Origin of the sequence: Pedobacter sp., assembly GCF_040513095.1 — a bacterium.
GTDB lineage: Bacteria > Bacteroidota > Bacteroidia > Sphingobacteriales > Sphingobacteriaceae > Pedobacter.
In genome coordinates, this window is record NZ_JBEVDX010000103.1 from 1 (window position 1) to 23,676 (window position 23,676).

At 43.9% G+C, this 23,676-nt stretch carries 19 protein-coding genes; 10 read left to right on the forward strand and 9 right to left on the reverse strand.

Annotated features, from left to right (window positions below):
• On the reverse strand, nucleotides 1-1,049 hold a 1,049-nt coding region (locus tag ABWY16_RS12430), incomplete at its 3' end, for a rhamnogalacturonidase (RefSeq protein WP_353904965.1).
• Between the two features lie 191 nt (nucleotides 1,050-1,240).
• Between ABWY16_RS12430 and ABWY16_RS12435 the strand changes: the two genes are divergently transcribed.
• Together ABWY16_RS12435 and ABWY16_RS12440 are read left to right on the forward strand one after the other, a co-directional pair.
• Entirely contained in the window at nucleotides 1,241-2,980 is a 1,740-nt protein-coding gene (locus ABWY16_RS12435; RefSeq protein WP_353904966.1) for a GMC family oxidoreductase, read from the forward strand.
• 17 nt (nucleotides 2,981-2,997) lie between these two features.
• Nucleotides 2,998-3,630, forward strand: coding sequence for a gluconate 2-dehydrogenase subunit 3 family protein (locus ABWY16_RS12440; protein WP_353904967.1), 633 nt, complete (start codon nucleotides 2,998-3,000; stop codon nucleotides 3,628-3,630).
• Nucleotides 3,631-3,667: 37 nt separating this feature from the next.
• Here ABWY16_RS12440 and ABWY16_RS12445 read toward each other — a convergent pair whose 3' ends face one another.
• From ABWY16_RS12445 to ABWY16_RS12455, 3 genes are read right to left on the reverse strand one after another with little or no spacing between them, the layout of a single operon-like run.
• Nucleotides 3,668-4,159, reverse strand: coding sequence for an OsmC family protein (locus ABWY16_RS12445; protein WP_353904968.1), 492 nt, complete (start codon nucleotides 4,157-4,159; stop codon nucleotides 3,668-3,670).
• A gap of 57 nt (nucleotides 4,160-4,216) precedes the next feature.
• Entirely contained in the window at nucleotides 4,217-5,131 is a 915-nt protein-coding gene (locus tag ABWY16_RS12450) for a helix-turn-helix domain-containing protein (RefSeq protein WP_353904969.1), read from the reverse strand.
• A 16-nt stretch (nucleotides 5,132-5,147) separates the two neighbouring features.
• A complete protein-coding gene (locus ABWY16_RS12455) occupies nucleotides 5,148-5,882 on the reverse strand; it encodes an SDR family oxidoreductase (protein WP_353904970.1) in 735 nt (244 codons plus the stop codon).
• 194 nt (nucleotides 5,883-6,076) lie between these two features.
• On the opposite strand from ABWY16_RS12455, the gene ppnP reads away from it, so the two are divergent.
• The 8 genes from ppnP (at nucleotide 6,077) to ABWY16_RS12495 (ending at nucleotide 14,420) form a co-directional block, all read left to right on the forward strand.
• Complete coding sequence (gene ppnP, locus ABWY16_RS12460; RefSeq protein ID WP_353904971.1) at nucleotides 6,077-6,391, forward strand: pyrimidine/purine nucleoside phosphorylase; 315 nt, start codon at nucleotides 6,077-6,079, stop codon at nucleotides 6,389-6,391.
• A 45-nt stretch (nucleotides 6,392-6,436) separates the two neighbouring features.
• The gene (locus tag ABWY16_RS12465; protein WP_353904972.1) at nucleotides 6,437-7,345 is read left to right on the forward strand and encodes a helix-turn-helix domain-containing protein; all 909 of its coding nucleotides are present in this window, start codon (nucleotides 6,437-6,439) and stop codon (nucleotides 7,343-7,345) included.
• Between the two features lie 192 nt (nucleotides 7,346-7,537).
• Nucleotides 7,538-7,879, forward strand: a complete 342-nt coding sequence (locus ABWY16_RS12470; RefSeq protein ID WP_353904973.1) for a PadR family transcriptional regulator — start codon at nucleotides 7,538-7,540, stop codon at nucleotides 7,877-7,879.
• Nucleotides 7,876-11,070, forward strand: a complete 3,195-nt coding sequence (locus tag ABWY16_RS12475; protein WP_353904974.1) for a glycosyltransferase family 117 protein — start codon at nucleotides 7,876-7,878, stop codon at nucleotides 11,068-11,070. Before ABWY16_RS12470 ends, ABWY16_RS12475 begins: the two co-directional genes overlap by 4 nt.
• A gap of 106 nt (nucleotides 11,071-11,176) precedes the next feature.
• Nucleotides 11,177-12,145, forward strand: a complete 969-nt coding sequence (locus ABWY16_RS12480) for a heme-binding domain-containing protein (RefSeq protein ID WP_353904975.1) — start codon at nucleotides 11,177-11,179, stop codon at nucleotides 12,143-12,145.
• 4 nt (nucleotides 12,146-12,149) lie between these two features.
• Nucleotides 12,150-12,629: a hypothetical protein gene (locus ABWY16_RS12485; RefSeq protein ID WP_353904976.1), complete on the forward strand. Its 480-nt coding sequence runs from the start codon at nucleotides 12,150-12,152 to the stop codon at nucleotides 12,627-12,629.
• On the forward strand, nucleotides 12,629-13,672 hold the full coding sequence (locus ABWY16_RS12490; RefSeq protein WP_353904977.1) for a sensor histidine kinase: 1,044 nt from the start codon (nucleotides 12,629-12,631) through the stop codon (nucleotides 13,670-13,672). Before ABWY16_RS12485 ends, ABWY16_RS12490 begins: the two co-directional genes overlap by 1 nt.
• Nucleotides 13,653-14,420 carry a LytR/AlgR family response regulator transcription factor gene (locus tag ABWY16_RS12495; RefSeq protein WP_353904978.1) on the forward strand — a complete coding sequence of 256 codons (768 nt, stop codon included), beginning with the start codon at nucleotides 13,653-13,655 and terminating at the stop codon, nucleotides 14,418-14,420. Before ABWY16_RS12490 ends, ABWY16_RS12495 begins: the two co-directional genes overlap by 20 nt.
• A 27-nt stretch (nucleotides 14,421-14,447) precedes the next feature.
• Here the strand turns inward: ABWY16_RS12495 and ABWY16_RS12500 are convergent, their stop codons facing one another.
• From ABWY16_RS12500 to ABWY16_RS12520, 5 genes are all read right to left on the reverse strand, one after another.
• A complete protein-coding gene (locus ABWY16_RS12500; RefSeq protein ID WP_353904979.1) occupies nucleotides 14,448-15,161 on the reverse strand; it encodes a LytR/AlgR family response regulator transcription factor in 714 nt (237 codons plus the stop codon).
• On the reverse strand, nucleotides 15,158-16,273 hold the full coding sequence (locus ABWY16_RS12505; RefSeq protein ID WP_353904980.1) for a sensor histidine kinase: 1,116 nt from the start codon (nucleotides 16,271-16,273) through the stop codon (nucleotides 15,158-15,160). Before ABWY16_RS12505 ends, ABWY16_RS12500 begins: the two co-directional genes overlap by 4 nt.
• Before the next feature lie 11 nt (nucleotides 16,274-16,284).
• Nucleotides 16,285-17,103 carry a DUF4249 domain-containing protein gene (locus ABWY16_RS12510; RefSeq protein WP_353904981.1) on the reverse strand — a complete coding sequence of 273 codons (819 nt, stop codon included), beginning with the start codon at nucleotides 17,101-17,103 and terminating at the stop codon, nucleotides 16,285-16,287.
• Nucleotides 17,097-19,898, reverse strand: a complete 2,802-nt coding sequence (locus ABWY16_RS12515) for a TonB-dependent receptor (protein ID WP_353904982.1) — start codon at nucleotides 19,896-19,898, stop codon at nucleotides 17,097-17,099. The genes ABWY16_RS12510 and ABWY16_RS12515 overlap by 7 nt, the downstream gene beginning before the upstream one ends.
• A gap of 359 nt (nucleotides 19,899-20,257) precedes the next feature.
• The gene (locus tag ABWY16_RS12520) at nucleotides 20,258-23,509 is read right to left on the reverse strand and encodes a S41 family peptidase (protein WP_353904983.1); all 3,252 of its coding nucleotides are present in this window, start codon (nucleotides 23,507-23,509) and stop codon (nucleotides 20,258-20,260) included.
• Nucleotides 23,510-23,676: the final 167 nt, after the last annotated feature.

A 23,676-nucleotide genomic window follows, 5' to 3' on the forward strand; every position in this document is an offset into this window, starting at 1 on the left:
GGCCCGCGCATGCGTGCACCCAATCTCAGAAAGAATGGACTGTTGGTCAGATCGCGCATAGTAATATTATTGATGACTATATCTTCAAGCAAAGCACCGTCAACAGTTTCGAGCGCCAGACCACGGGAATGAACAAATATACAGTCGGCAATAACGATATTTTTAAATCCTCCATTGCTTTCTGTACCTAATTTAATCCGTCCTGTAGGCCCTTCATGATCAGGGACCAATGCAGACTGCTCTTTTTTAAAACTGCCATCCAGAAATGTACCGAGATCAAATCCGCTTACCTGGCAACCTGTGATAGTCAGGTTTTCAACCGAACGGGGATAACCCAGGGCGTAAGAGCTTTTGATACAAATGGCATCATCCCAGGGGGAGTTAATTGTGCAGTTCGCTATTCTAACATTATGACAGCCATCAATATCCATACCGTCCCGGTTCGTATCAGCCTTTATATTTTCTATGGTAAAATTATCTACACCCGTAGCGAGAATTCCAAAATGCCCGCCAAGGTAAATAGTAAAGTCTTTCAGTGTCACATTGCGGCAGAGTTTAAGCGCAATCGCCTTATTGCCCTCTCCGATATAAGTTGGCGTCTCCCGCGTCAACCCTTTACCATTAATCATCCCCGGCCCCAGTATAGAGATATCTTCCAGGTTCTCGCCCCATATCAAACTGTTATGAAAGTGGCTGTGCCCGAAATCCTGATATTTTCTATCACCCCATTCATTAGGCTCAGGGGCGTCGTAATTTTTGCCATCAGGCCGGTAAGCAGCAGCGAGCAGTACCGCTCCCTGATCAAGGTATAGACTAACATGGCTTTTCAGATGGACAGAATAGGAAGCATAGTTACCGGCGGGAAAGAATACCGTACCCCCGCCTGCTTTTGCAGCTGCAGCTATTGCCTTATTGATCGCATCAGTATCCTGGGTTTTACCGTCGCCGGTTGCCCCATACGCTTTAACGTCAAAAATGTGTGCTGAGGTTTGCCCATATATTTTACCAGACAAAACAATAGCAATACAAAATATCAAAAATCCACGCATAGTATATAAAGTTCAAATTAGCTGTGATACTGAATCAAAGATATTTAATTTATTCAGAGTATAGATTACAAGCTGCAGGCTCAGGAATGTTACAACAAGAATGTTATAAAAATAGTCGCCGGGTTTTCAATTTTAATTCTACATTAGGGATATCAAGACCAAATGTAGAGACTGAATAACCCGAATTAAGGATGAACGAATTTCAGATTAAAAAATCAACCGTTGAATACGATGCAATTATTGTAGGTTCAGGTGCAGGTGGCGGTATGGCTGCCTATGTACTTGCACACGCCGGGCAAAAAGTACTCATGCTCGAAGCAGGTGCCCATTTTGACCCAAGAACAGACGCCCTGCAACTCAAATGGCCATGGGAATCACCCAGGCGCGGAGCCAGTACTACCCGCCCATTCGGCGATTTTGATGCCGCTTACGGAGGCTGGGAATTGGAGGGTGAACCTTATACACAAAAAAACAATTCAGAATTTGCATGGTTCCGTTCAAGAATGCTTGGCGGAAGAACCAATCACTGGGGAAGAATATCCTTGAGAATGGGTCCGGATGACTTTCAGTGTAAAGATGGACTTACCGATAGCTGGCCCTTTACGTATGAGGAGCTAAAACCTTTTTATGATAAGGTAGACCGCTTAATTGGAGTTTACGGAACAGCCGAAGGTATAGAAAATGAACCTGACGGAATCTTTCTGCCCCCTCCAAAACCAAGGCTTCACGAATTATTTATAAAAAAAGGTGCTCAGAAAGCCGGAGTAACCGTTATACCCGGCAGAGGGTCCGTCTTAACGGAGGCTTTGCCCGGAAATAATGCAAGGGGTGCATGTTTCTTTTGCGGACAGTGCGGAAGATCGTGTAAAGTTTACGCAGACTTCTCCTCATCTTCTTGTCTGGTAATCCCGGCCATCGAAACAGGTAACCTGACCGTGATTACCAATGCTATGGTAAGAGAAGTATTAACTGATAAAAGCGGGCTCGCCACAGGTGTATCCTATGTAAATACCAAAGATCTGCAGGAATACGAGGTAAAAGGTAAAATCGTTATTTTGGGAGCCAGCGCCTGCGAATCTGCCAGGCTGTTGCTGAATTCAAGATCGGCAGCACATCCCGATGGTATAGCCAACAGCAGCGGTATCGTTGGGAAATATCTTCATGATTCTACGGGTGCCAGTTTAAGTGGATTTTTACCACAGTTAATGGACCGCAAACGATACAATGAGGATGGCGTAGGCAGTGTACATATCTATTCGCCATGGTGGCTGGATAACAAAAAACTGGATTTCCCAAGAGGTTACCATATTGAATATGGTGGCGGCCTTCACATGCCGGGTTATGGGATCGGTTCGTCTATCCAGAATGTCAACGGACTGGTACCGGGAAAAGACGGAAAAATGAAGGAAGCCGGAGGTTATGGTGCTTCACTTAAGGATGATTACAGACGTTTCTTTGGTACGAATGTAGGAATGGCCGGCCGCGGTACTGCAATAGCAAGAGAGAGTAATTACTGTGAAATTGATCCTTCGGTGGTCGACAAATACGGTATCCCCGTACTGAGGTTCAATTACAAATGGGCTCCCGACGAAGTGAAGCAGGCTAAACATATGCAGGAAACCTTTAAAGAGATCATGCACAATATGGGTGCGATCATTACCAGCGACTTGCCCGGGGCAGAAACCAGCTACGGATTGGAAGCGCCCGGAAAAATCATCCACGAAGTTGGTACCGTAAGAATGGGCAATGACCCAAAGAAATCAGCATTGAATAAATGGTGCCAGGCGCACGACTGCCAGAATCTGTTTGTTGTAGATGCCGGACCATTTGTACAGCAGGGAGATAAAAACGCAACCTGGACTATTCTTGCTTTGTCTATGCGGACTGCAGAATATATCCTTGCGCAAAAGAAAAAAGTAAACCTTAGCTAATTAATCAGACATAAAGTATGAACAGACGGGAATCATTAAAGGCTTTAGGCCTCACCGCAGTAAGTACAGGAATATTACTGGAAGCCTGTAAACCAGGACAGGAAACAAAAGAAGCAGCAGTAAAAAAAGAAAGTACTGCTCAACCTGGAAGACAGGATTTTGAAGTAGAAAGAGATAAAGCACTGAAAGAGGCGAAGTTCTTCAACGAACATGAAATGGCTACCATTGCTGTTTTAGCAGATATCATTATTCCCAAAGATGAGAAGTCGGGCAGCGCCACGGATGCGAAAGTGCCGGACTTTATAGAATTCATCGTAAAAGACATGCCTAAACACCAGACGCCCATGCGTGGTGGATTGAAATGGCTGGATATCCAGAGTTACAACAGGTTTCAACATCCATTTATCAAGACCCAGGCAGCGCAGCAGCTGAGTCTGATCGATGAAATCGCATATCCTAGAAAAGCAAAACCTGAGATGATGCAGGGGGTTGCTTTTTTCAACCTGATGAGAGATTTAACAGCATCCGGGTTTTTTACCAGTGAGATTGGAGTAAAAGACATCGGCTATGCCGGCAACCAGCCCAACAGATGGGAAGGCGTGCCCCAGGATGTTCTGAAGCAGTATGGAATGGAAGATGTGAAGATATAAATCAAAAGCGCCTGGCTCCGGAATGTCAGGCGCTGAGTTAAACTTTGAAAGTTACGTTTAATTTTACCCTTGCTTCCGGCACATGCTTAACAGGAAAATTAACTGAATTTGCAATAAAGCACAACTGATTCGCTTTCGCATGAAATTCGTTGGCTTTGGTAATCATGCTGGCGTCCGCGACAGTGACTATAGGGTTTAATGTCACCTCTACAAAACGTCCCGAACCATCCGGGGTGGTTTCCATCAGACCAGTGGCATTATCAATATAATCTACTACAACCACACCTCCAACGGCACAGACATGCAGATAGGATAACATGTGACAGGCACTTAAAGATGCAATAAGCATATCTTCGGGGTTGTGCTTGCTCTGATCTCCGCGAAAATACGGATCTGAAGAACCTTCGAGGTCAGGTTTACCGTCAATATGAACGGAGTATGCTCTCGTATAAGACCTGTAACTCAGTGTACCCTCACCAAGGTTGCCCTTCCATTTCAGAGATAACTTATAATCATGTTGTTTTTTCATATGATCAGCGCTTCCAATTGGTACCGGCTGCGCCACCTGTAAATTTATGAACCTTTATCAGATATCAAAAGACTTTCTGAATTCTGAAGGTGACATATTTGTTTTTTGCTTAAATAATTTGTTAAAGGATTGCGGATGCTCAAACCCCAGGTCATATGCAATCTCGGCGATACTCCGGTCGCTGACAGACAAGATATTTTTTGCTCTTTCTATCAGTTTATTATGAATATGCTGCTGCGCGCTCTGCCCTGTGAGCGATTTCAGCATATCCGTGAGGTAACGGGCAGAAATAAGCAGATGATCTGCAAGATCCTGCACAGAGGGCAATCCGCTCATCAGCGACTTCTCCGCATCAAAACGGTCATCAAGATACTTGTTCATGCGGTCAATCATATCATTATAGATCACTTTCCTGGTAATAAACTGCCTGTTGTAGTAACGGTTACTGTATGTTAACAAGAGCTCGAGCTGAGCAACCAGTACATCCTGACTGAAATGGTCAGTATCATGCTGAAGTTCAGTTTCGATGGCTTCAAATAATGAACTGATTACTCTTCTCTCTTTGTCTGAAAGATATAAAGCTTCGGACACACCATAGGCAAAGAAACCGTATTGATGGATAAGCCCGGCAAGAGGATACCCCCTGATCAGGTCCGGATGAAAATACAGCGCATATCCTTCATACCCGCCTGCTTCAGCAGACATGGTGACGATCTGGTTTGGCGACAAAAATGCAAGTCCTCCTTCCTCAAAATCATAATAACCCTGCCCATATTTCACACGTCCTGTAAAACTGGTCTTAAAGGATATCTTATAAAAATTTAATGAAATCTTAGATCCTGCATCTGTAAGTTTAACCTTTACATGATCATAATTCACCAGGGCTACCATCGGGTGTAGCGGCTTTGGCAGATCTAACCGGCGGGCAAGCGCTGAAATGCTATCAATTGTTATTACCGGAGTACCAGACATAGCTGCAATTTACAAATTAATCCTGTGCTGCAGGCCGAACGACTATATCACCAACATCAACAGAAGAGGGTTGCCCGATTGCGAAAGCAACAGCACTGGCAATGGCATCCGGAGAGATTCCCAGCGAAGACATCCTCTCTTTTGCTGCAGCTTTCAGATCAGGATCTTCTATTCCATCCACAAGTTCGGTTTGTATATAACCTGGTGAAATCCCTGTAACACGGTAAGCACCATTTGATTCCTGCCTTAAAGCTTCGCTGATCGTCCTGACTGCGTTTTTTGTTGCAGCATAAACTCCCTGGATGGGTACTATCTTTATACCCGATGTAGATATAATATTAATGACATGACCAGATCCCTGCTGTTTAAATACTGGTAAAGCGGCAGCGATACCATACAAAACTCCTTTGAGGTTAACGTCTATCATTTCTTCCCAGCCGTCCACATCCAGTGCATCTATACGGGATAATTTACTTATTCCGGCATTGTTAATCATAACATCAAGTCTGCCATACTCCTCCATGGCAAGTTTAATCAGGCTATTCAGATCCGCAGGACGTTTCACATCTGTCACTGAAGATACAGCCTCCCCGCCCCCGGTTACAATCCTGTCGACTAAACTTCTAAGGCGGTCCTCTCTCCGCGCGCCAAGGACAACTTTGGCACCCATGCCAGCAAGCATAAGTGCTGTTGCCTCTCCTATCCCACTGCTTGCCCCTGTAATTGCGATTACTTTTCCTTTGATTTCCATATAAATAAATGATTGATCTCACAAATGTCAGGAAAGGCAGTCGTTATAATGTAGCTAAAATCACGGATCTCTTATCCGGAATCCCGGATCCTAACAAATTTTAGTGCAGACTCCAAGTTTTTAAAGATATCTCAGCACTTTTCTGATAAAAAAGTTATTTTTGGTTTTTAAAATCATCCGGAAAACTGAAAACCATGAGTAATCCTATCAACATTTCTGAAGAAGAAGAGACCGTAAACCACAATGTATATTTCGCAGGTAAAGTTCAAAGCCTGGGCCTGGAAACAGAAAAAGGAAGTGCTACAGTTGGCGTAATGAAAAAGGGTAACTACACATTTTCTACCTCTTCACCAGAAAAAATGGTCATTATCTCGGGAATTTTAAGCCTGAAACTTGAAGGCAGCTCTTATACGAAGTATAAGGCACAGGAAGAATTTGATGTTCCCTCAGGGGTATCATTTGATGTATCGTGTGATGAGGACGTAGCGTATCTTTGTTATTACGGATAACATTCCGATTATTCTTTATATTTGATTTTCGCAAATGCAAAGCTTATGGAAATCATCTCGGTCGAAGAATTTTATCAATCCATATCCACAATTATCCCGGAAGGCCTTTCAAAGGAAATCGGCCATTTCAACATCTTCAGGAATGAGGAGCTGATCGGTAAGGGGACCAACGAAAAGCCTGTAATGCCCTATAACAGAAGAGCATATTACAAGATAGGTCTGATCAGTGGTAAAAATATTGCGGAATATGCTGATAAGGTAATTGATATAGAAAAAAATGCATTGATTTTTGCGACCCCGAAAATTCCATACAACTGGCTGCCGCAGGAAGAAAACCAGAAAGGCCAGTTTTGTATCTTTACCGACGAGTTTTTAATCAAAAATAAAAGTGGCGTAGTATTGGAAGATCTTCCAATTTTTCAGCCGGGAGGATATCCTGTATTTCAGGTGACTGACGAGGAATCAGAAGAACTAACGCTGATCTTCAACAAAATGCGTAAAGAGCTATCTTCAGATTATGCATATAAATATGACCTGCTGAGAAATTACGTACTTGAAGTAATTCATTACGGGCAGAAGCTCCAGCCAGCATCGTCTTTGTATCCTACACACAATGCCTCCGCACGTGTTTCTTCTTTGTTTATCGAACTGCTTGAACGGCAGTTCCCAATCGAATCACAAAACCAAAAACTTGCACTGCGTACTGCAAAGGACTATGCCGACCGCCTGTCAGTCCATGTGAATCACCTCAATAAGGTGCTGAAAGAGAATACTGGCAAAACTACGACTGAAATTATCAGCTCAAGAATCACACAGGAAGCTAAGATCCTGTTGAAACAAACAGATTGGAACATCTCAGAGATTGCCTATTGCCTGGGCTTTGAACAACTGGCGCATTTCTCCAATTTCTTCAGAAAACAGACCTCCATCGCCCCCAATCTTTTCAGGGCTTAAAACTGATCTTCACAACACTTTTCTGAGATTGTCCGCTAATCAAATACAATCATAACCATTTGCGTTCTTCTTTTATGACAATAAGGATCAGTATATTACATTCTGCCGGCTAAATCGGCCTGTCAAAAGATAATATCAAAAAATATAATACATAGTTTTCCAATGTATGTAGGAAAATTATACATTTGTATTATGAGTACAGCAAACGGTATGTTAAAAGGAAGCCTGCAAACTATCATTCTGAAGTTATTGCAGGAAAACGAGAAAATGTATGGCTATGAGATCACCCAAAAGGTGAAGGAAATCACCAACGGTGAAATAGTGCTTACTGAGGGATCAATGTACCCATCCCTGCATAAGATGGAAGCTGAAGGTATGCTCAGCACCAGTACAGAAATGGTTGACAACCGTGTACGGAAATACTATGCACTCACCAAAGAAGGTCAGGTAGCTGTGGAAACAAAACTGCAGGAAGCTAAAAGTTTCATCGGCAATCTAGAACTATTGCTCAGCCTTAATTCCAAATTGTCATGAAACTCACCGCACAGCAGCAGCTTGATGTCCGCCAGCATCTCCTCCAGGTAACAGTGCTGGACAACTCCTTTGATGAAGTATACGATCATATTCTGAGCGCCCTGGAACAAAAACCAGGAACCTTTAAAATGAAGCATGTGAAAGAGTTCATCCATACGGAGTTTGCAGAAATGATTAATACGCCGCAGGAGAAACAACGTTATCAGCGGATAAATACAATTATGGGTTTAACAGTTTCGCTTATAGCACTGATGACCTATTGGCTCACAATGGAACCTACAGTAAGTTTCTGGGATTGCGGCGAATTCATCGCTACTTCCTCCAAATTACAGGTGGGACATCAACCCGGAGCGCCCCTGTTTTTAATGATCGGCAGGATGTTCAGCCTGCTGGCAATGGGAAATACCGCAAAAATTGCTTATTGGATTAACTTCAGTGCAGTGCTTGCCAGTGCAGCCACTATATTATTTTTGTTCTGGACCATCACTGCTATCGCGGCTAAAGTCTACAGGAGCGAAAAACTAAGTACAAAAACATTCAGTATCATGGCTGCCGGAACAATTGGTGCCCTTGCGTATACGTTCTCTGATACCTTCTGGTTCTCGGCGGTAGAAGCCGAAGTGTATGCCCTGTCCTCTTTATTTACAGCAATTACCTTCTGGGCTATTTTAAAATGGGAAAGTCAGCAAAACGACCGCTGGCTGGTACTTATCGCTTTTATAGTAGGATTATCGACAGGTGTACATTTACTGAGCCTGCTTGCCATTCCTGCAGTAACCCTCGCCTGGTATTTTAAAAAATCGGCTCAGCCCACATCAATCGGAACGCTGAAAGCATTATTGGCCGGCTGCCTGATTGTGGGACTGGTACAGTTCCTGATTATCCAGTATTTTGTGCTTTTTGCTGCAGAAACTGACCTTTTCTTTGTCAATACACTTGGATTAAGTTTTGGCTCGGGGGCAATTTTCTTCCTGCTTGTCTTCACAGGGTCTACTACATGGGCGATCCGGTATTCTATCCAAAAACATAAATACAATTTAAACCTGGGACTGCTTTGCCTGGTCTTTCTTCTCTTTGGCTTCAGCTCCTATTTTATGATCCTGATCAGGGCTGATGCAAAAACAAACATCAATTTAAGTAATCCTGATAACCCTTTTTCCCTGTACAGTTATCTTGGCAGAATCAATTATGGCTCTACTCCTTTGGTTTACGGAAATACCTTTGATGCGAAAACCATCGACCAAAAGGAGACCGGCCACACCTACAGAAAAGGAAAAACGCAGTACGAAATCTCCGGAAGTACCTACAAAAATACCTACGATAAAAACCTGTTTTTCCCGAGAACATACAGTCAGAAAGAAAACCACCCCGCATACTACCGCCAATGGCTGAATATGGCAGAAGGAGAAACGCCTTCATTTGCCCAAAACCTGCAATTCTTCAGCTCCTGGCAACTTGGATTTATGTACTGGCGCTACTTTCTGTGGAATTTTGCCGGCCGTCAGAATGATTTTGAAGGCCAGGGCGATACTGAAAACGGAAACTGGATCAGCGGGATCAAAGCCCTTGATTCAGCACGGCTTGGTAACCAGCAGGACCTGCCGCAAAGTGTAACTGCCAATGAAGGACACAATATCTATTATGGACTTCCCCTGATTTTAGGAATCGCAGGCCTGATCTGGCTTTACCGCAGGAATAAATCTGAGGCACTGGTATTGCTCAGCCTGTTCTTTTTTACAGGAATCGCAATTATCATTTACCTGAACCAGGACCCGCTGCAGGTAAGGGAACGTGATTATGCCTATATCGGATCGTTCTACGCATTTTCAATTTTTATCGGTTTTGGAATGCTGGCGCTGAAAGAGCTAACCGACAGGTTTGCAGGTGCAAAACTCAGTCTAGTGTTGGCTGCGCTGCTTTGTATTTCTGTTCCTGCACTGATGGGATCACAAGGCTGGGATGACCACAACAGATCGCGTAAGACTACGGCGCGCGACTGGGCAAAAAACTACCTTAATTCCTGTGCACCCAATGCGATCTTGTTTACCAACGCCGACAACGATACCTATCCCCTATGGTATGCACAGGAAGTGGAAGGAATAAGAACAGACGTACGTGTTTTATGCGTACAGTTTCTTCCGGATGCGGGATACATCAACCAGATGAAAAAACGAATGAATGCCTCAGCGCCTCTCCCGGTATCTATGACTGAAAGTCAATATGCAGAGGGAACGAGGGATTATCTACCCTATGTAGATTATGGACTGACAGACAGTGTGGAGCTCAAAGACCTGTTCGCAGTGATGACTTCGGACAACAGGGATGACCAGGTACAAATGAGCGGTGGCTCATACATGAATTTCCTGCCTTCAAAAAAACTGAAGCTTACTGTAGATACTGATCAGCTGGTAAGAACTCATACGATTAAAGATTCCGAAAGATCCAGGGCAGCAAAAAGTATGGAATGGGTTTTCAATAAATCTTATGCCAGCAAAGGCGACTTAGCAATATTTGATATCCTGGTCCATAACAATTGGGAAAGGCCTGTTTACTTCGCGACATCTGTTTCTGAAGATACTTATATCGGACTTGATAAATACCTTTACCTGGAAGGATATGCCTACCGCCTGCTCCCTTTTAAGGTAGAGCCAGGTGATGAGCGCGACAAATCAGACAGGACAAACACGGATGTTATGTATGATCACGTACTTAATCAAATGGATTTTTCAGGATTTAAGGAATCAGCCTACCTGGATCCACAGACCCGCGCATTTATGAACGGTACCTGGGCGATGAACAATTCACTCAGTACAAACCTGATCCTTGAAGGTAAAACTGCCCAGGCAGATCTTATCCTGAAGAAAAGCCTGAAAGAATTGCCGCTCAGGAACTACAGCATCAGGGATACCATTGGCAGGATCAGCACTATTCAGAACCTGTATGCCCTTGGTCACCTGAAGGAAGCGAATATTCTGACGAAGGATACGTCCGACTTTCTTTCGCAGGAATTCAGTTATATAGAATCATTAGACCCCAGGTATCAACAGGCACAATTACAGAATATCCGCATGGGTTTATATGTGCTCAGTAATCTTGATAAACTAACAGCTGGTTACGGACAAAAAGAGCTGAACCAGCGGATTCAGGGGAAGTTAAACAGGCTGGCAGATAAGTTTGGTATCAAAGTATAAAAATTCAACCTGTTTTTTGGAGGATTCACCTGCTCATTCGCCCGATTGAACGTAACTTGCTTTGAGAGAGGATAGAATAAACGTTTCTTTACATAAAAAACAAGAAATGAGTACCTATCCAAAATCACGGTTAAAGAAAATCATTGTCCCGGTCATTCTAGCTGCTGCCGGATGTTTGGTCCTGCTTCAGTTCATCAACAGACCTGTAATTGAAAATCCTCCTGTGAAAGGAGATTTCCAGGCACCACAGCAGGTAAAGGCAATTCTTAAAAAAGCCTGTTACGATTGTCATTCAGATGAGACTAATTTATTGTGGTTTGATAAGATCGCACCTGTCAGCTGGATGGTGGCTGAGGACGTTAGAAAAGGCCGTGAGGGATTAAATTTTTCTGAATGGGCTGCAATGGGAAAACCTGAGCAGGCTGCTAAGTTATGGGAAGCCGTTAACCAGATTCAGGCGGGTGCCATGCCTATTAAGTCCTACCAGATCGTACATTCAGGCACTAAAGTTTCGGCTGCAGAGCTGGCAGTACTGAAAAACTATCTTAGGGAGATGCTGCACAACCAACCCTCAGATACCAGTAAAACAAATGCGCTGGATAAACAATACGGTAAATGGACTGAAGGTGCCGCTGAAGCACCCAAGACAAACCTTCCTGTTGCCCCCAACGGCATCGAGTTTATCCCTGACTATAAAAACTGGCAGGTAGTCACCACATCAGACCGTTTTGATAACAATACCATGAGGGTTGTATTTGGAAATGACATTGCCATCAAAGCAATCAGGGAGAATCATATCAGTCCTTGGCCAAACGGTACAATCTTCGCTAAAGTTGCCTGGGATAAACTTACCGACAAGGAGGGCAATGTGAAAACAGGGGCTTTCAAACAGGTAGAATATATGATCAAGGAAGATAAAAAGTATGCGGCTACTGCCGGATGGGGATTTGCAAGGTTCAAAACACCCAAAATGCTTCCCTATGGCAAAACGAAAATGTTCGCTACAGAATGTGTGAGTTGCCACCGTCCCATGAGCAAAAATGATTTTGTATTTACCCTGCCTGTTAAACACTAGACCAATGAAAGCTATAAATATTCTGCTCCCTGTCCTGATCCTGCTATCAGCAGCCTGCTCAAAACATCCTGATGATGCTGATCTCATGAATGAGGATGCCGCTCTGCCTGCATCTTTCAATTTCAGTAAAATGGGACTAAAAGTAATCAGCTCATCTATCAATCAAACAAGAGGTACAATGTCCACCCTATATGGCAATGATCTTGCCCTGAATACCACTAAGGCTGGTAACCCTGTGCATGCAGGCGAAGTACTGGCAATGATCACATGGAAACAAAAAGAAGATATCCACTGGTTTGGCGCACGCATTCCGGGGAAGGTCTTATCTTTGGAAATGATTAAAACCACCGGGGAACAAGCTGGAAATATAAAAACGCATTATCAGCGTTTTGAAGGAAAGGAACTTGTTTTAAAAACTGATACTACCGGGAATGATCAGCACATACGTTATATTCTTGCACAGCAACCCTCAGTAATGCCATAATGGTCAGTCCCGCCAGGTATATCAGATTCGCAAAAGTATTCAGGGTTGCTCCCCGTGTGATCTGGCTCAGCTCAGTGTTTATCGGTGTCCTGGCCTCTGTACCGAAGATCCTTCAGCTGCACATTACCTTTACGGAACTGATGGTTGATTCATCGATAGCTTTTGTTTATTCACTGTTGATCTGGTATGCAAATCTGTTTAATTTACCTAAATATTCGAATAAGGCTGCAGAGGGAGGATTCTTTACTATCAGGCTGTTGTGCAGTTTATTATTCGGTATCGGGTTCATGATTTTACTGGTAAGCGTTCACCAGCTGCTGTTCCCGGCGTATAATTTTAAATCGATGCTGATGATGTACCAGTTCCGGGGTATTCTGATCAATCTGACGATTTATATGTTCCTGCACCTGCTCTACCAGAGTCACCGTACGCAATTAATGGCTATAGAGCTGGAACGGACGAGAGCCGATAACCTTGGTGCCCAGTTTGAACTGCTTAAGCAGCAGATCAACCCCCATTTTCTTTTTAACAGCCTTAGTACCCTCAAATCCATGATAGAAATCGGGGACGAACAGTCCGCTAATTTCATCAATAAGCTATCTGATTTTTATAGGTCTACACTCGACAACCGCAAATCAGACCTCATTACACTGACCGAAGAAATGGCAATTCTGCAGGCTTACATCTACCTGCTCAAAGCCAGGTTTGAGGAAGGGATTAGTTTAGCTATTGAGATCCACCCTTCTTTAAACCAAAGTCTTATACCGCCGTTCACCTTGCAATTACTTGTAGAAAACTGCATCAAACACAATATTGTATCACTGGAACAACCCTTAAATATCAGGCTGTATACTACCAATGCAAACCTGGTAATTGAAAACCCTCTGCAGCTGAGGAAGAACCCGGAAAGTTCTACCCAGCTTGGCCTTGAGAATATTGACCAGCGGTATATGCACCTGCTGAACAGGAAAATTGTGATTGAAAATAATGGTGCCGTTTTTAAAGTTAAACTCCCGCTGATCCATGAATATCCTAATCATTGAAGATGAAATAAAAACCGCTAAAGCTTTAGCAAGAGTAATTACTACCGTAAAACCTCATGCTAAAATTGTGGGTTCCATTCAGAGTGTAGAAACGGCTGTCAGGTATCTTTCCGATAATTCTGCTCCTGATCTGATTTTCATGGATGTGCAGCTGGCAGATGGTTTATGCTTTGATATTTTTAAGCGCGTGAAGGTCATATCCCCTGTTATATTTTGTACCGCATACAATGATTATGCGATTGAAGCTTTTAAGTCAAACGGGATAGACTACATCCTTAAACCCATCTCCATTGAAACCATTGCCCCTGCTTTTGAAAAAGTTGAAGGGATCAGGAATTTCTTTCAGACGCATAATGAAGAAACGCAGCAGCTTGAACTGCTGATGAACAGGATTGGCGAAAACGATGGTAAAAAGAGTTTCCTGGTCTTCAAAAACAACAAGTATGTGATTGTTCCCACAGAGCGGATTGCCTATTTCTATATCAGGGATGAAGTGCCCACTATCGTTAATTTTGACCAGGAAGAATTTCCTATCTCTTCTGCATTGGATGAAGTTCATCAGCTGTTATCCGCAAAGCAGTTTTTCCGGTTAAACCGGCAGTATCTGATCAACTTTAATTCAGTACTCGAAGTGGAACATTATTTTGCACGCAAGCTTTTTGTGAAACTGCTCATCCCTACCGCAGATAAATTGCTGGTCGCAAAAGACAAAGTCACAGCTTTTCTGCGCTGGCTGGAGGAGCGGTAATAATTATGGAGCATCAGCAGGCAGACATTAACTGTGCTGCCCGATATACTCCATGATCTGTGGCCTGTAATTATCTGTAAAAGGAATATCCGCATCGGGCAGGTACAGACGGTTTCTTTTGATAGAGATGATCTTATCAAGCGCTACGATATAAGAGCGGTGTACCCTTAAAAAAGAACTTGCCGGAAGCCTGGCTTCCATGTAGTGCAGGGTAAGCCTCGGAATAATTGGCCTGTCACTGTGGAGCTGGAAGATCTTCACATAATCTTTAAGCCCCTCAACGTGCGTAATATGATCCATATTGATCCTAACCAGAGAATAGTCAGAATTTACAAACAAGGTATTGGGCTCAGCAGCTAAAGCAGGAGCCTGCTTATTCTTCAGCAGATAAAGTTCCATTGCCTTGTTTGCAGCCTTAAGAAAGCGATCGAAAGACACGGGCTTTACTACATAATCAAGCACATTGAGATTAAAGCCGTCGAGGGCATAGTTCTCATATGCGGTAACCATGATCACCATCGGTGAGTTAATCAGTCCCGCCCCAAGCCACTGTATGCCGGATAAGCCGGGCATCTGTATATCCAGAAACACCAGGTCAATGTGTTCTGTCGCCATTACGTTCATGGCTTCCCCTGTGTTTTTACAGCTGGCAACCAATTCAAGAAATGGAATCAAACCAATATTATCGGCAAGTAACTCCCTTGCAAAACGTTCATCGTCAACTATCAGGCAACGGATCATCTCAATTCAATTATAAGGTCTGCAATAAAAACATTATTATTTACCATCGTTTGTAAGGTGTATTTATCTTTATATAGTAATTCCAGTCTACGGCTGACATTCTTCAGCCCTATCCCCGAGCTCGCGTCTTTGCTGTCATTCAATGGGGCAATTTCGTTTTCTACAGTAAAATGAAGTTTCGAAAGCAGCTGGTCAATATGAAGACGGATGAGCAGCCTGGCATCATTGCCCGTTCCAAGGCCATGTTTATAGGCATTTTCCACGAAAGGGATCAGGAGCATGGGTTCAATTTCAAAGCCTTCTGTATCATTTGATATTTCCATGATCAGGTTCAGGTCGTCACCAAAACGGAGCGACTGCAATTCTATGTAGTTTTTTAAGTATTCTACTTCCTTATCCAGCGGGATCCTGTTGTAATTACTTTCATGAAGTACGTACCGCATTAAAGTAGAGAGCTGGATCAGCGAAGGTTCCATTAAGTCGGACTTCTTTCTGGCCATTGCGACCAGTGTATTGAGCACATTAAACATAAAATGCGGACTGATCTGCGAACGCAGGAAATCCAGCTCTGTCTTCAAAGTCTCCGTCTCCTGCTCCTTCCGTTTTTTTTCTTCGATATTCTGATCCGTCATCAGCCGGTAGCTAAAGCTGATTCCAATGATAAAAAGATACATTGGAAAAGGGAAAATCCCTCTCGGAGGACCCATTGGACGAGGGAAACCACCAGGGTTACCCCCGCGAAATTCAAAGCGTTCGCCTTCCGGAAAACGAGGGTGATGCCGCCGGGAAAAACGGGAGAATTCATCAGCCGGCATCCAGGTTTTTTCTACATAAAAAGAAACGTAAACGAGCAGCGCTACGGAGAGGCACACACTCAGGATATAAGCAGGCCAGCCTTTCCTCCTGAAAACTTTAGGATATAAGTAATAGGCATTGAAGTAGAACAGGATAATCAACATACTGTTGTTGAAGATTATCCTGTATTTTACCTGTCCGAAATATGAAGGGTGATAAGGTCCAGATAAGAATGGAAAAATCAGCAGCATCCAGAACAATACATGGATGGCATAAATGACATATTTATTCGAAATCAGCCTGGAAAAACGCTTCATGATCATTAAAATTACTCTTCCGCTTTTACCAGCAAACTTTTAGATAGCGTATCGGACTGCATTCCGGTAAAAATACCTAATCCATTTGTAACATTGGTCGGTGCATTTGTTAAATTTTGTGAAGATGTGCTTGTATTGTTGAGCATATCAAGGTATTCCTGATTCACCCTTGTCACAATCACTTTATAATTTCCATAATACTTAAATGTACGGGCAGTCAATTCAAAGTTTGCTGCTTTTACGGCATTGACTTCTACACTACTTATCGTATCACTGTTAAAACGACTGGAAATTAAAGATTTAAAAGTTTCCATGTACCTGAAAACCACAATGTGGTTAGCTGAAGTTGGGTTGTTCCAGCCGATGTAAACCGGGACAAATGCCGTTTCTGTACTGCCAAAAGTCATTTTAGGGATTACAACTGTATCTGCGGAAGTAACGATACCGGAAGGTTTACCTGGTATGACTGTCGTAGCAGAAACCGGGAGATTATTGTAACTGAAAGCCAATGTATATGAACCATTGGTTTTGATGTAGGTCAGGTCGTTAAGGACATAGTGCCCGGCTTTATCTTCGGTCAGCGTTTTTGTACTGCTACCATCAGATATTGTCAAAGTCAGTCCGGATACTGCCACGCCGTAGGCATTCGTATCCACAAGTGCCTTTTGCAGGGAAACTTTTACTTCTACCATCTTATTGGGCATCAGGTACCCTTCTACTACAGGCAAAGTACTGTAATCTGCTGATGAACTGTCCTTTTTGCAGGCTGCTGCGAGAAACAGCAGTACAACAATACTGCTGAATAATATGTTTTTATAGTTAGTTACCATTTTAAGCTTAACGTTAGGTTTGGTGTGAATCCCAAATAATTTACATCAGTAGAAATCACCTGATTTCCCTGGATAGAATACTCTCTGTACCAGGTATTCGACCGGTTATAGATGTTGAAGAAAGAGAAGCCGATACTGCCGACTTTCTTGGTACTGGTTTTAATCAGGTCGTACGTGATCGCAGCATCCAGACGGTGGTAAGCTTTGAAACGCTCGGTGTTTTTTCCGCTGACCACGAAATAGGTTTCTGTTCCGGAGCCTGCCCTGTTAATCGTATAACTGCCAACCGGGGCTGTGTACGGACGACCACTCGCATAGATCCAGGTAGCTGAAAATGTCCAGCGGCCTTCCTGGTAAAGGTTGATCGACTTAAATTCGTTGCGGACATCCTGTGCGGCAGGGAAATAATCCGTACCGTACACATCAAATTTGTTAAATGCTTTTGCCAGTGTATAACCAATCCATCCGGTATACTGACCAACTTTTTTCTGCACCAGGAACTCCACTCCTTCTGCATATCCTTTTCCATTATAAAAGTTTTGCTCCAGGGTAACCGCTGAATTTGGCCCCATTGCTCCTCCTGTACCAGTCTGACGCAGTGAATATTCCGTAAGGTCATTCAGCCTTTTGTAATAGCCCTCGATGCTGAAGAGGAACTTGTTGGTTTCATAACTGGCACCGAGGATATAATGTATGGCGCTTTGCACCGGAATACTGCCGCCATTGGCCAGTACCCAAAAATCTTTACTGCCTGAAAGTATGTCTTCACGCACTACCCTGTTCGTAAACTGGTAGAACCGGCCTGTTGCTGCTTTCAACATCAGTTTATCATTGATTGCATAGCTTGCCGAAAAGCGTGGTTCTATATAATTCTTGTTGGTAATGCTGTAATTGGTGTAACGAACACCAGGGGTTAACCTCAATGCGCCGAAATTTTGTTCCAGCTCTGCATATCCACCTACAGTAAGTGCATTATTGTTCTGATCAATCAGTCTGGTGGTATCATTCTGGGTGTAGTCATATTTCACTTCCTGTTTGGTGGCATACCCTCCAAAAAGGATTTTTCCTGTGTTGGAGATATTCCATTCCCAGTCTGATTTTGCGCTTACATCCCTCAGGTTATTGTTCTCAGCCGTACCGTTGCTGGTATTCACAGTACTTCCGGTAGAATCGGTGATTGAACTTTCCATTCCCCTGTTGCGGTGACTGAAGAAATTGGAATAACTAACCAGCGTATTGGAGTACAGTTTGTCTGTCCACCTTCTGGACCATTTGGCACTGGAACCCACATTCCCGTAAGTAGTAAGATCCGTGATGCTGGAGCTGTTAACTGAACTTGACAATGAACCTGGAATCCCCAGATCATGACTGTTATCCAGTTTGTCCTTCCCACTGTAAAAACTTAAGGAGAAAATATTCTTGTCATCTGGTGTGTAGGTATATTTTCCGTTGAGGTCATAAAACCAGGATGACACCTGTGTCTGGAAGTTTGCCATACCGCCTCTTCCGCCCGGTCCGCCAAAACCGCCACCCCCGGCAGTTGCCGTTGTAGTATTGGTAAGCTTGTTGAAAATCTTATTATAAAGTGGTCCCTGATAGGATCTCCTTAAACTAAATAACAGGGAAGATTTATCATTGACAGGGGTTTCTCCATAGATGTTGACGCTGAGCAAACTTAGGTCTACTCCAAAACCCGCGGTTTTTTTATTTCCGTCTTTACCTGTTATATCCGTGACACTGGATAACCTGCCACCAAACTTAGCAGAGAAACCGCCTTTGTACATCTGGACATCCTTTACGGCATTTACATTAAAAGCACTGTAAAATCCGTACAGGTGGTCTACCTGATACACTGTAAAACCATCGAACAAGACAAGGTTCTGATCGGGTGTGCCCCCTCTGACATAAGCACCTGAGGAGGATTCATTGCTTCCGCTGATACCGGGCATTAACTGAAAAGCCCTCAGGATATCGCGTTCTCCGATGTTTGGCAGTACAGCCAATTTAGCTGGGGTTAGCTGTACAACACTCACTCTCCTGGTATCAGTATTCATTACGCCATCTTTTTTCTCTCCGCTGATGACTACCTCGTTAAGTGCATTATCCGCTGGCAACATTGAGATTACCAGTTTCTGCGCTGCTCTCCCGGGCGTAAGCCTTTCGGCTGAGGTCTGATAACCCGAATAACTGACGATGAGTACTGAAGTATCTGCAGGAACATTGCTTAGGTTAAAATACCCGTCAGTATTAGTGATCGCAGTAATATTTGTACCTTTAATTTTGATAGATGCTGAAGGAAGCGATTCACCGGTTGAGTTGTCTGTTATCCTGCCGGCAAGGGCAAAATTCGTACGCACAGGTTTGCTTGCAGCTGCTGTTGTAACGGTTTCCTCTGTAAAGGTTTGCTTTGCATTACCTTCTACTGTTGGTTTCATCGCACTGGCAGGCAAGCGTCTGAGCCTGGTGATATCCTCCGGCTTTACCAGAATGAAATAGGTACCGTCGGGCTGTTTGGCATAGTAAATATCATTGGCACGGCAGATGCCTCTGATGATGTCCTTAACTTTATCCTGAAAATAGTGGTCGCTTACCCCGTACTTGTGTAGCTGTGCACGGTCAAAGATAAACCTGATCTTGTAGGTAGCGGCGAATTCATCCAGAACTTCATCGAGCGGCGCTGTGATAAACTTGTTGACCCGCGCGGTATCGTTCTGGAAGTTCGGCCCGTTCTGGGCCCTGACCTGCTGTATGGAAAACAGGCCGCAAAACAATAAAAATAGTAAAATAGTCTTCATATAGGGTTTAATATTTCTCTAAAATCCAGAAATATATGCCCTGCTAATTGTTATGAAATGTTAAATGAGGCAGACGGGGGAAAAAGCACGATGACTGTATGGATCACAGGGATTAAAGAGGCTGGGATGAATCAGGTATGGATTAATAAGGCACGAATTAATCAGGCAAGGATTAATGAGGCACGAATTATCAGGCAAGGATTGATCAGGCAAGGATTGATACGGCAGGAATTAATCAGGGAAGGATTAATCAGGGAAGGATTAAAAAAAGGCTGGTGTATATAGGAATGCTGCCGAGCGCTGAAATACGCTCGAAGGCATTCCTATATACACCAGCCTTTTTTTAGGGGACAGTGCTGTTACTTACTGATCGTTTTTAACATCTCCTGCACTGCGGCAGCCAGTTGCTGATCGTTACCGGACAGGATCTGGTTATAGTCGTTCAGGATCATGATATCAGGTTCCAGCTGATGGTTTTCTGTGGCATGGGTTTCTCCGGCGCCATAGGTTGCGATCATTGGGATACCAAATACAATACGGTTATTGATTTGGGTTTCCCACCAGACAGCTGTGCCAGTACCTGCTACTGGCATACCAATCAGTTTGCCGATACCAAGTTCTTTGTAGGCATACGGGAACATAAATGCGTCTGAGTAATTGCTTTCGCTCATCAGGACACAGCTTGGTTTAGACCACTTGTTTAGCGGTTCCCCACCAACAGTGATGTGTCCCTGCGGGCGCAGTGTAAAATACATCTTGCCGCCGAGGAAGGTAACCAGATCGTCATGGAGCCAGCCACCACCATTAAAGCGGGAATCCACGATGAGGGCTTCTTTACGGGCGTTCTTACCCAATACCTTATCAAATGTTACGCGGAAGCTGGGATCATCCATACTGCGCACATGTACATACCCTACTTTACCGCCAGACAGGCTATCCGTAAGATGTTCCATCAGCTTTACCCATTTATTGTACAGGAGCACACTGGTTTCAGTTCTTGGTTTAATCGGTTTGATGGTCTCCTCATATGCAGTTCCGCCTTTAAGGTCATGGAAGGAGATCCTGGTGAACTGTCCGGCCTTGTGGTTCAGCAGCCTGGACCAGTCGGCTGCTGCAGTAACCGCCTCACCATTGATCTTGTCAATGATAACGTTAGCTTTCATTTTTGTTCCTGCGATATCAAAGGGGCCACCGGGAATGACATCCTTTACCAGCAGTCCGTCCTCTGATCTTGTGAGATCATAAGTTAGTCCAAGGGCAGCAGTTTCATCCCCGCCGGGGAACGAAGGACTATAGCGTCCCCCTGTATGGGAAGCGTTTAACTCACCAAGAAATTCGCTTAGCAGCACCTGGAAGTCATAATCATTGTTAATGTAAGGGAGGAACTGTTTGTAATTGGTATGGTAGTAATCCCAGTCTACACCCTGCAGTTTAGGATCAAAGAATTTCTTTTTTACCTGTTTCCAGGTATGGTCAAGGATATATTCCCTTTCTGCTGAAGCATTGAGCTCCATCTCAGAATTGATCTTTACCGGAGTAATTTTCCCATCGTCTACCCCTACCTTCATGATATTGCCATTGGCAATGACGAACAGGGATTTACCGTCCTTACTCATTTCAATGCCACCACCGGGGGCATCGAGTTTAGCAAGAACCTTGCTTTCGTTGGTACGCGTCATGGTGACCCACAGGTCGTAACCCTTGTCATATTTCGCAAAGAAATACAGCTTTTCGCCGTCTCTGGAAAGTTTGGCTCCGTTGATAGCGGTCGAGGCCATTGTAAGGCGTTTGGTGCGGTTGTCTAAATTTTTCAGGTAAAGATTTACCGGCGCAGCAGGCGCTTTTGCGGGTTCCTTTTTTTTCAGGTCTTTAGCAGGTTCAGTTTTTCTACCAGCAGTATCTTTTTTCTCTGCTTCGGTACGCAGGTCAAAATCTTCCTTGCTCAGCTGGAACCTGTCCCATGCTTTCTGGTCAAAAAACATGGCATAGATGTCAGATTGGCTTCCGCGGCTAAGATTTTTCATTCCGTCCTTATCTGTCAGCCAGTACATCATTTTACCTTCCAGTCCCCACTGTGGTAGTTCATCACTGAAACCGCTTTCAGTAAGATTGCTCCGTTTGCCAGATCCGTCGTCCTTAATCAGTACTACTTCGTTCTGGAACCATCCGCCACCTTCAGTGGATTGTGCAAGCAGGTACTTGCTGTCGGGCGACCAGGTAAAATACTGATCTCCGTCAGCGTATGAATAATTCAAACCTTCGGCCAGCAGCGTCCGGGTAGTTTTTTCTGCAATATCAAACGATTTCAGGATATTCCGCTCTTCGAGGTAAGCGATTTTTTTCCCGTCAGGAGAATACACACCCTGAAATTCATCTTTTGCAGTAGCAATGATACTCTGGGTATTTAATACTGTTGCAGCATAAAAATATGGTTCGTTTTTGTTGGCAATCGTTACCTGATCGATATCCCATGAACCGGGATGTTCTGCTGAATACAGGAGTTTTCGGCCATCCGGACTAAAATCTACCATGCGCTCCTGGTAGGGTGTATTGGTGATCCTTTTTGTCGTGGCACCATCTACTGACGTCACAAATATATCCCCGCGGTAAACAAAAGCAACTTGCTTTCCGTCTGCTGAAACTGCCATTTCAGAAGCTTCTCCCCGTACCGGGAATGTTGCAATCTGATCGCCCGAGAAGTCAGCATTCAGGTTAATACTTAATTTTTGTGGCTGCTGCCCTTCAGTTAAAGTGTAGAGGTCGCCATTGTAAGTGAATACAAAATTGCCTCCTGCAGATCTCGAAAGATTCCGCACAGGGTTCTTCTCAAAGTTTGTGAGCTGAGTAACAGCAGCTGAATTTGCAAGAGAAGACTTGTATAGGTTCTGCGTGCCGTTCTTTTCACTCAGGTAGTAAAAAGTATCCCCGCTGCCCCATACCGGTTCGCGGTCTTCACCATTGAATGCTGATACTTTTGTATAGGTATTGTTTTTGAGGTTGTAAGTCCAGATATCACGGGTGACAGCCGATGTATGGTGTTTTCTCCAGGCATCTTCATATCCCTTCCTGTCCTGGAAGATCAGCTGGTCGCCTTTTTCATTGTAGTGTGCATATTCCATACCCGCACTGCTGAGCATCCGGCTGTTGCCGCCTTTAGCCGGCACTTCGTAGAGTTTGCTGAAGATCACATCGTTTGGAAAACGGGCTGAGGAATAGATATCATGGCGGTCCGTACCAAAAATGACTTTGCTGTCATCGGCAGAGAAATCGTAGGGAATATCACGGCTTGAATTAAAGGTTAAACGGCTGGCTTCACCACCACTAGCATTCATCAGGTAAATATCAAAGTTGCCATAGCGGTCAGACGCAAAAGCAATCTTTTTGCTGTCATGGCTCCAGATCGGATAACCGTTGTAGGAATTGGCTATGGTAAGAGGAACGGCATCACCGCCAGTGTAAGGAACTTTAAAAAGATTGCCCTTGTATTCAAAGGCGATCCATTTCCCATCGGGCGAGACAGCTGGCTGCTGCATCCATTTCGGCTGACTTTGCGCCTGGCTCCTGAGGCCGGCAAAAGCCAGTAAGGAGAGTAAGAGAAGCGTTTTCTTCATGATATGAAAAGAGTTAAGGTAATCCGGTTTGAAAACTCAAAGCTATTACAATAACTTGCTGCTGCCAGTTTATTGCAACAATTTTACAGTCTTTAAGATAGGGAAAACCAGGAAACAAAAAAAGGCAGGTACTGAATACCTGCCTCTTATTTCATATCTGAACCGGA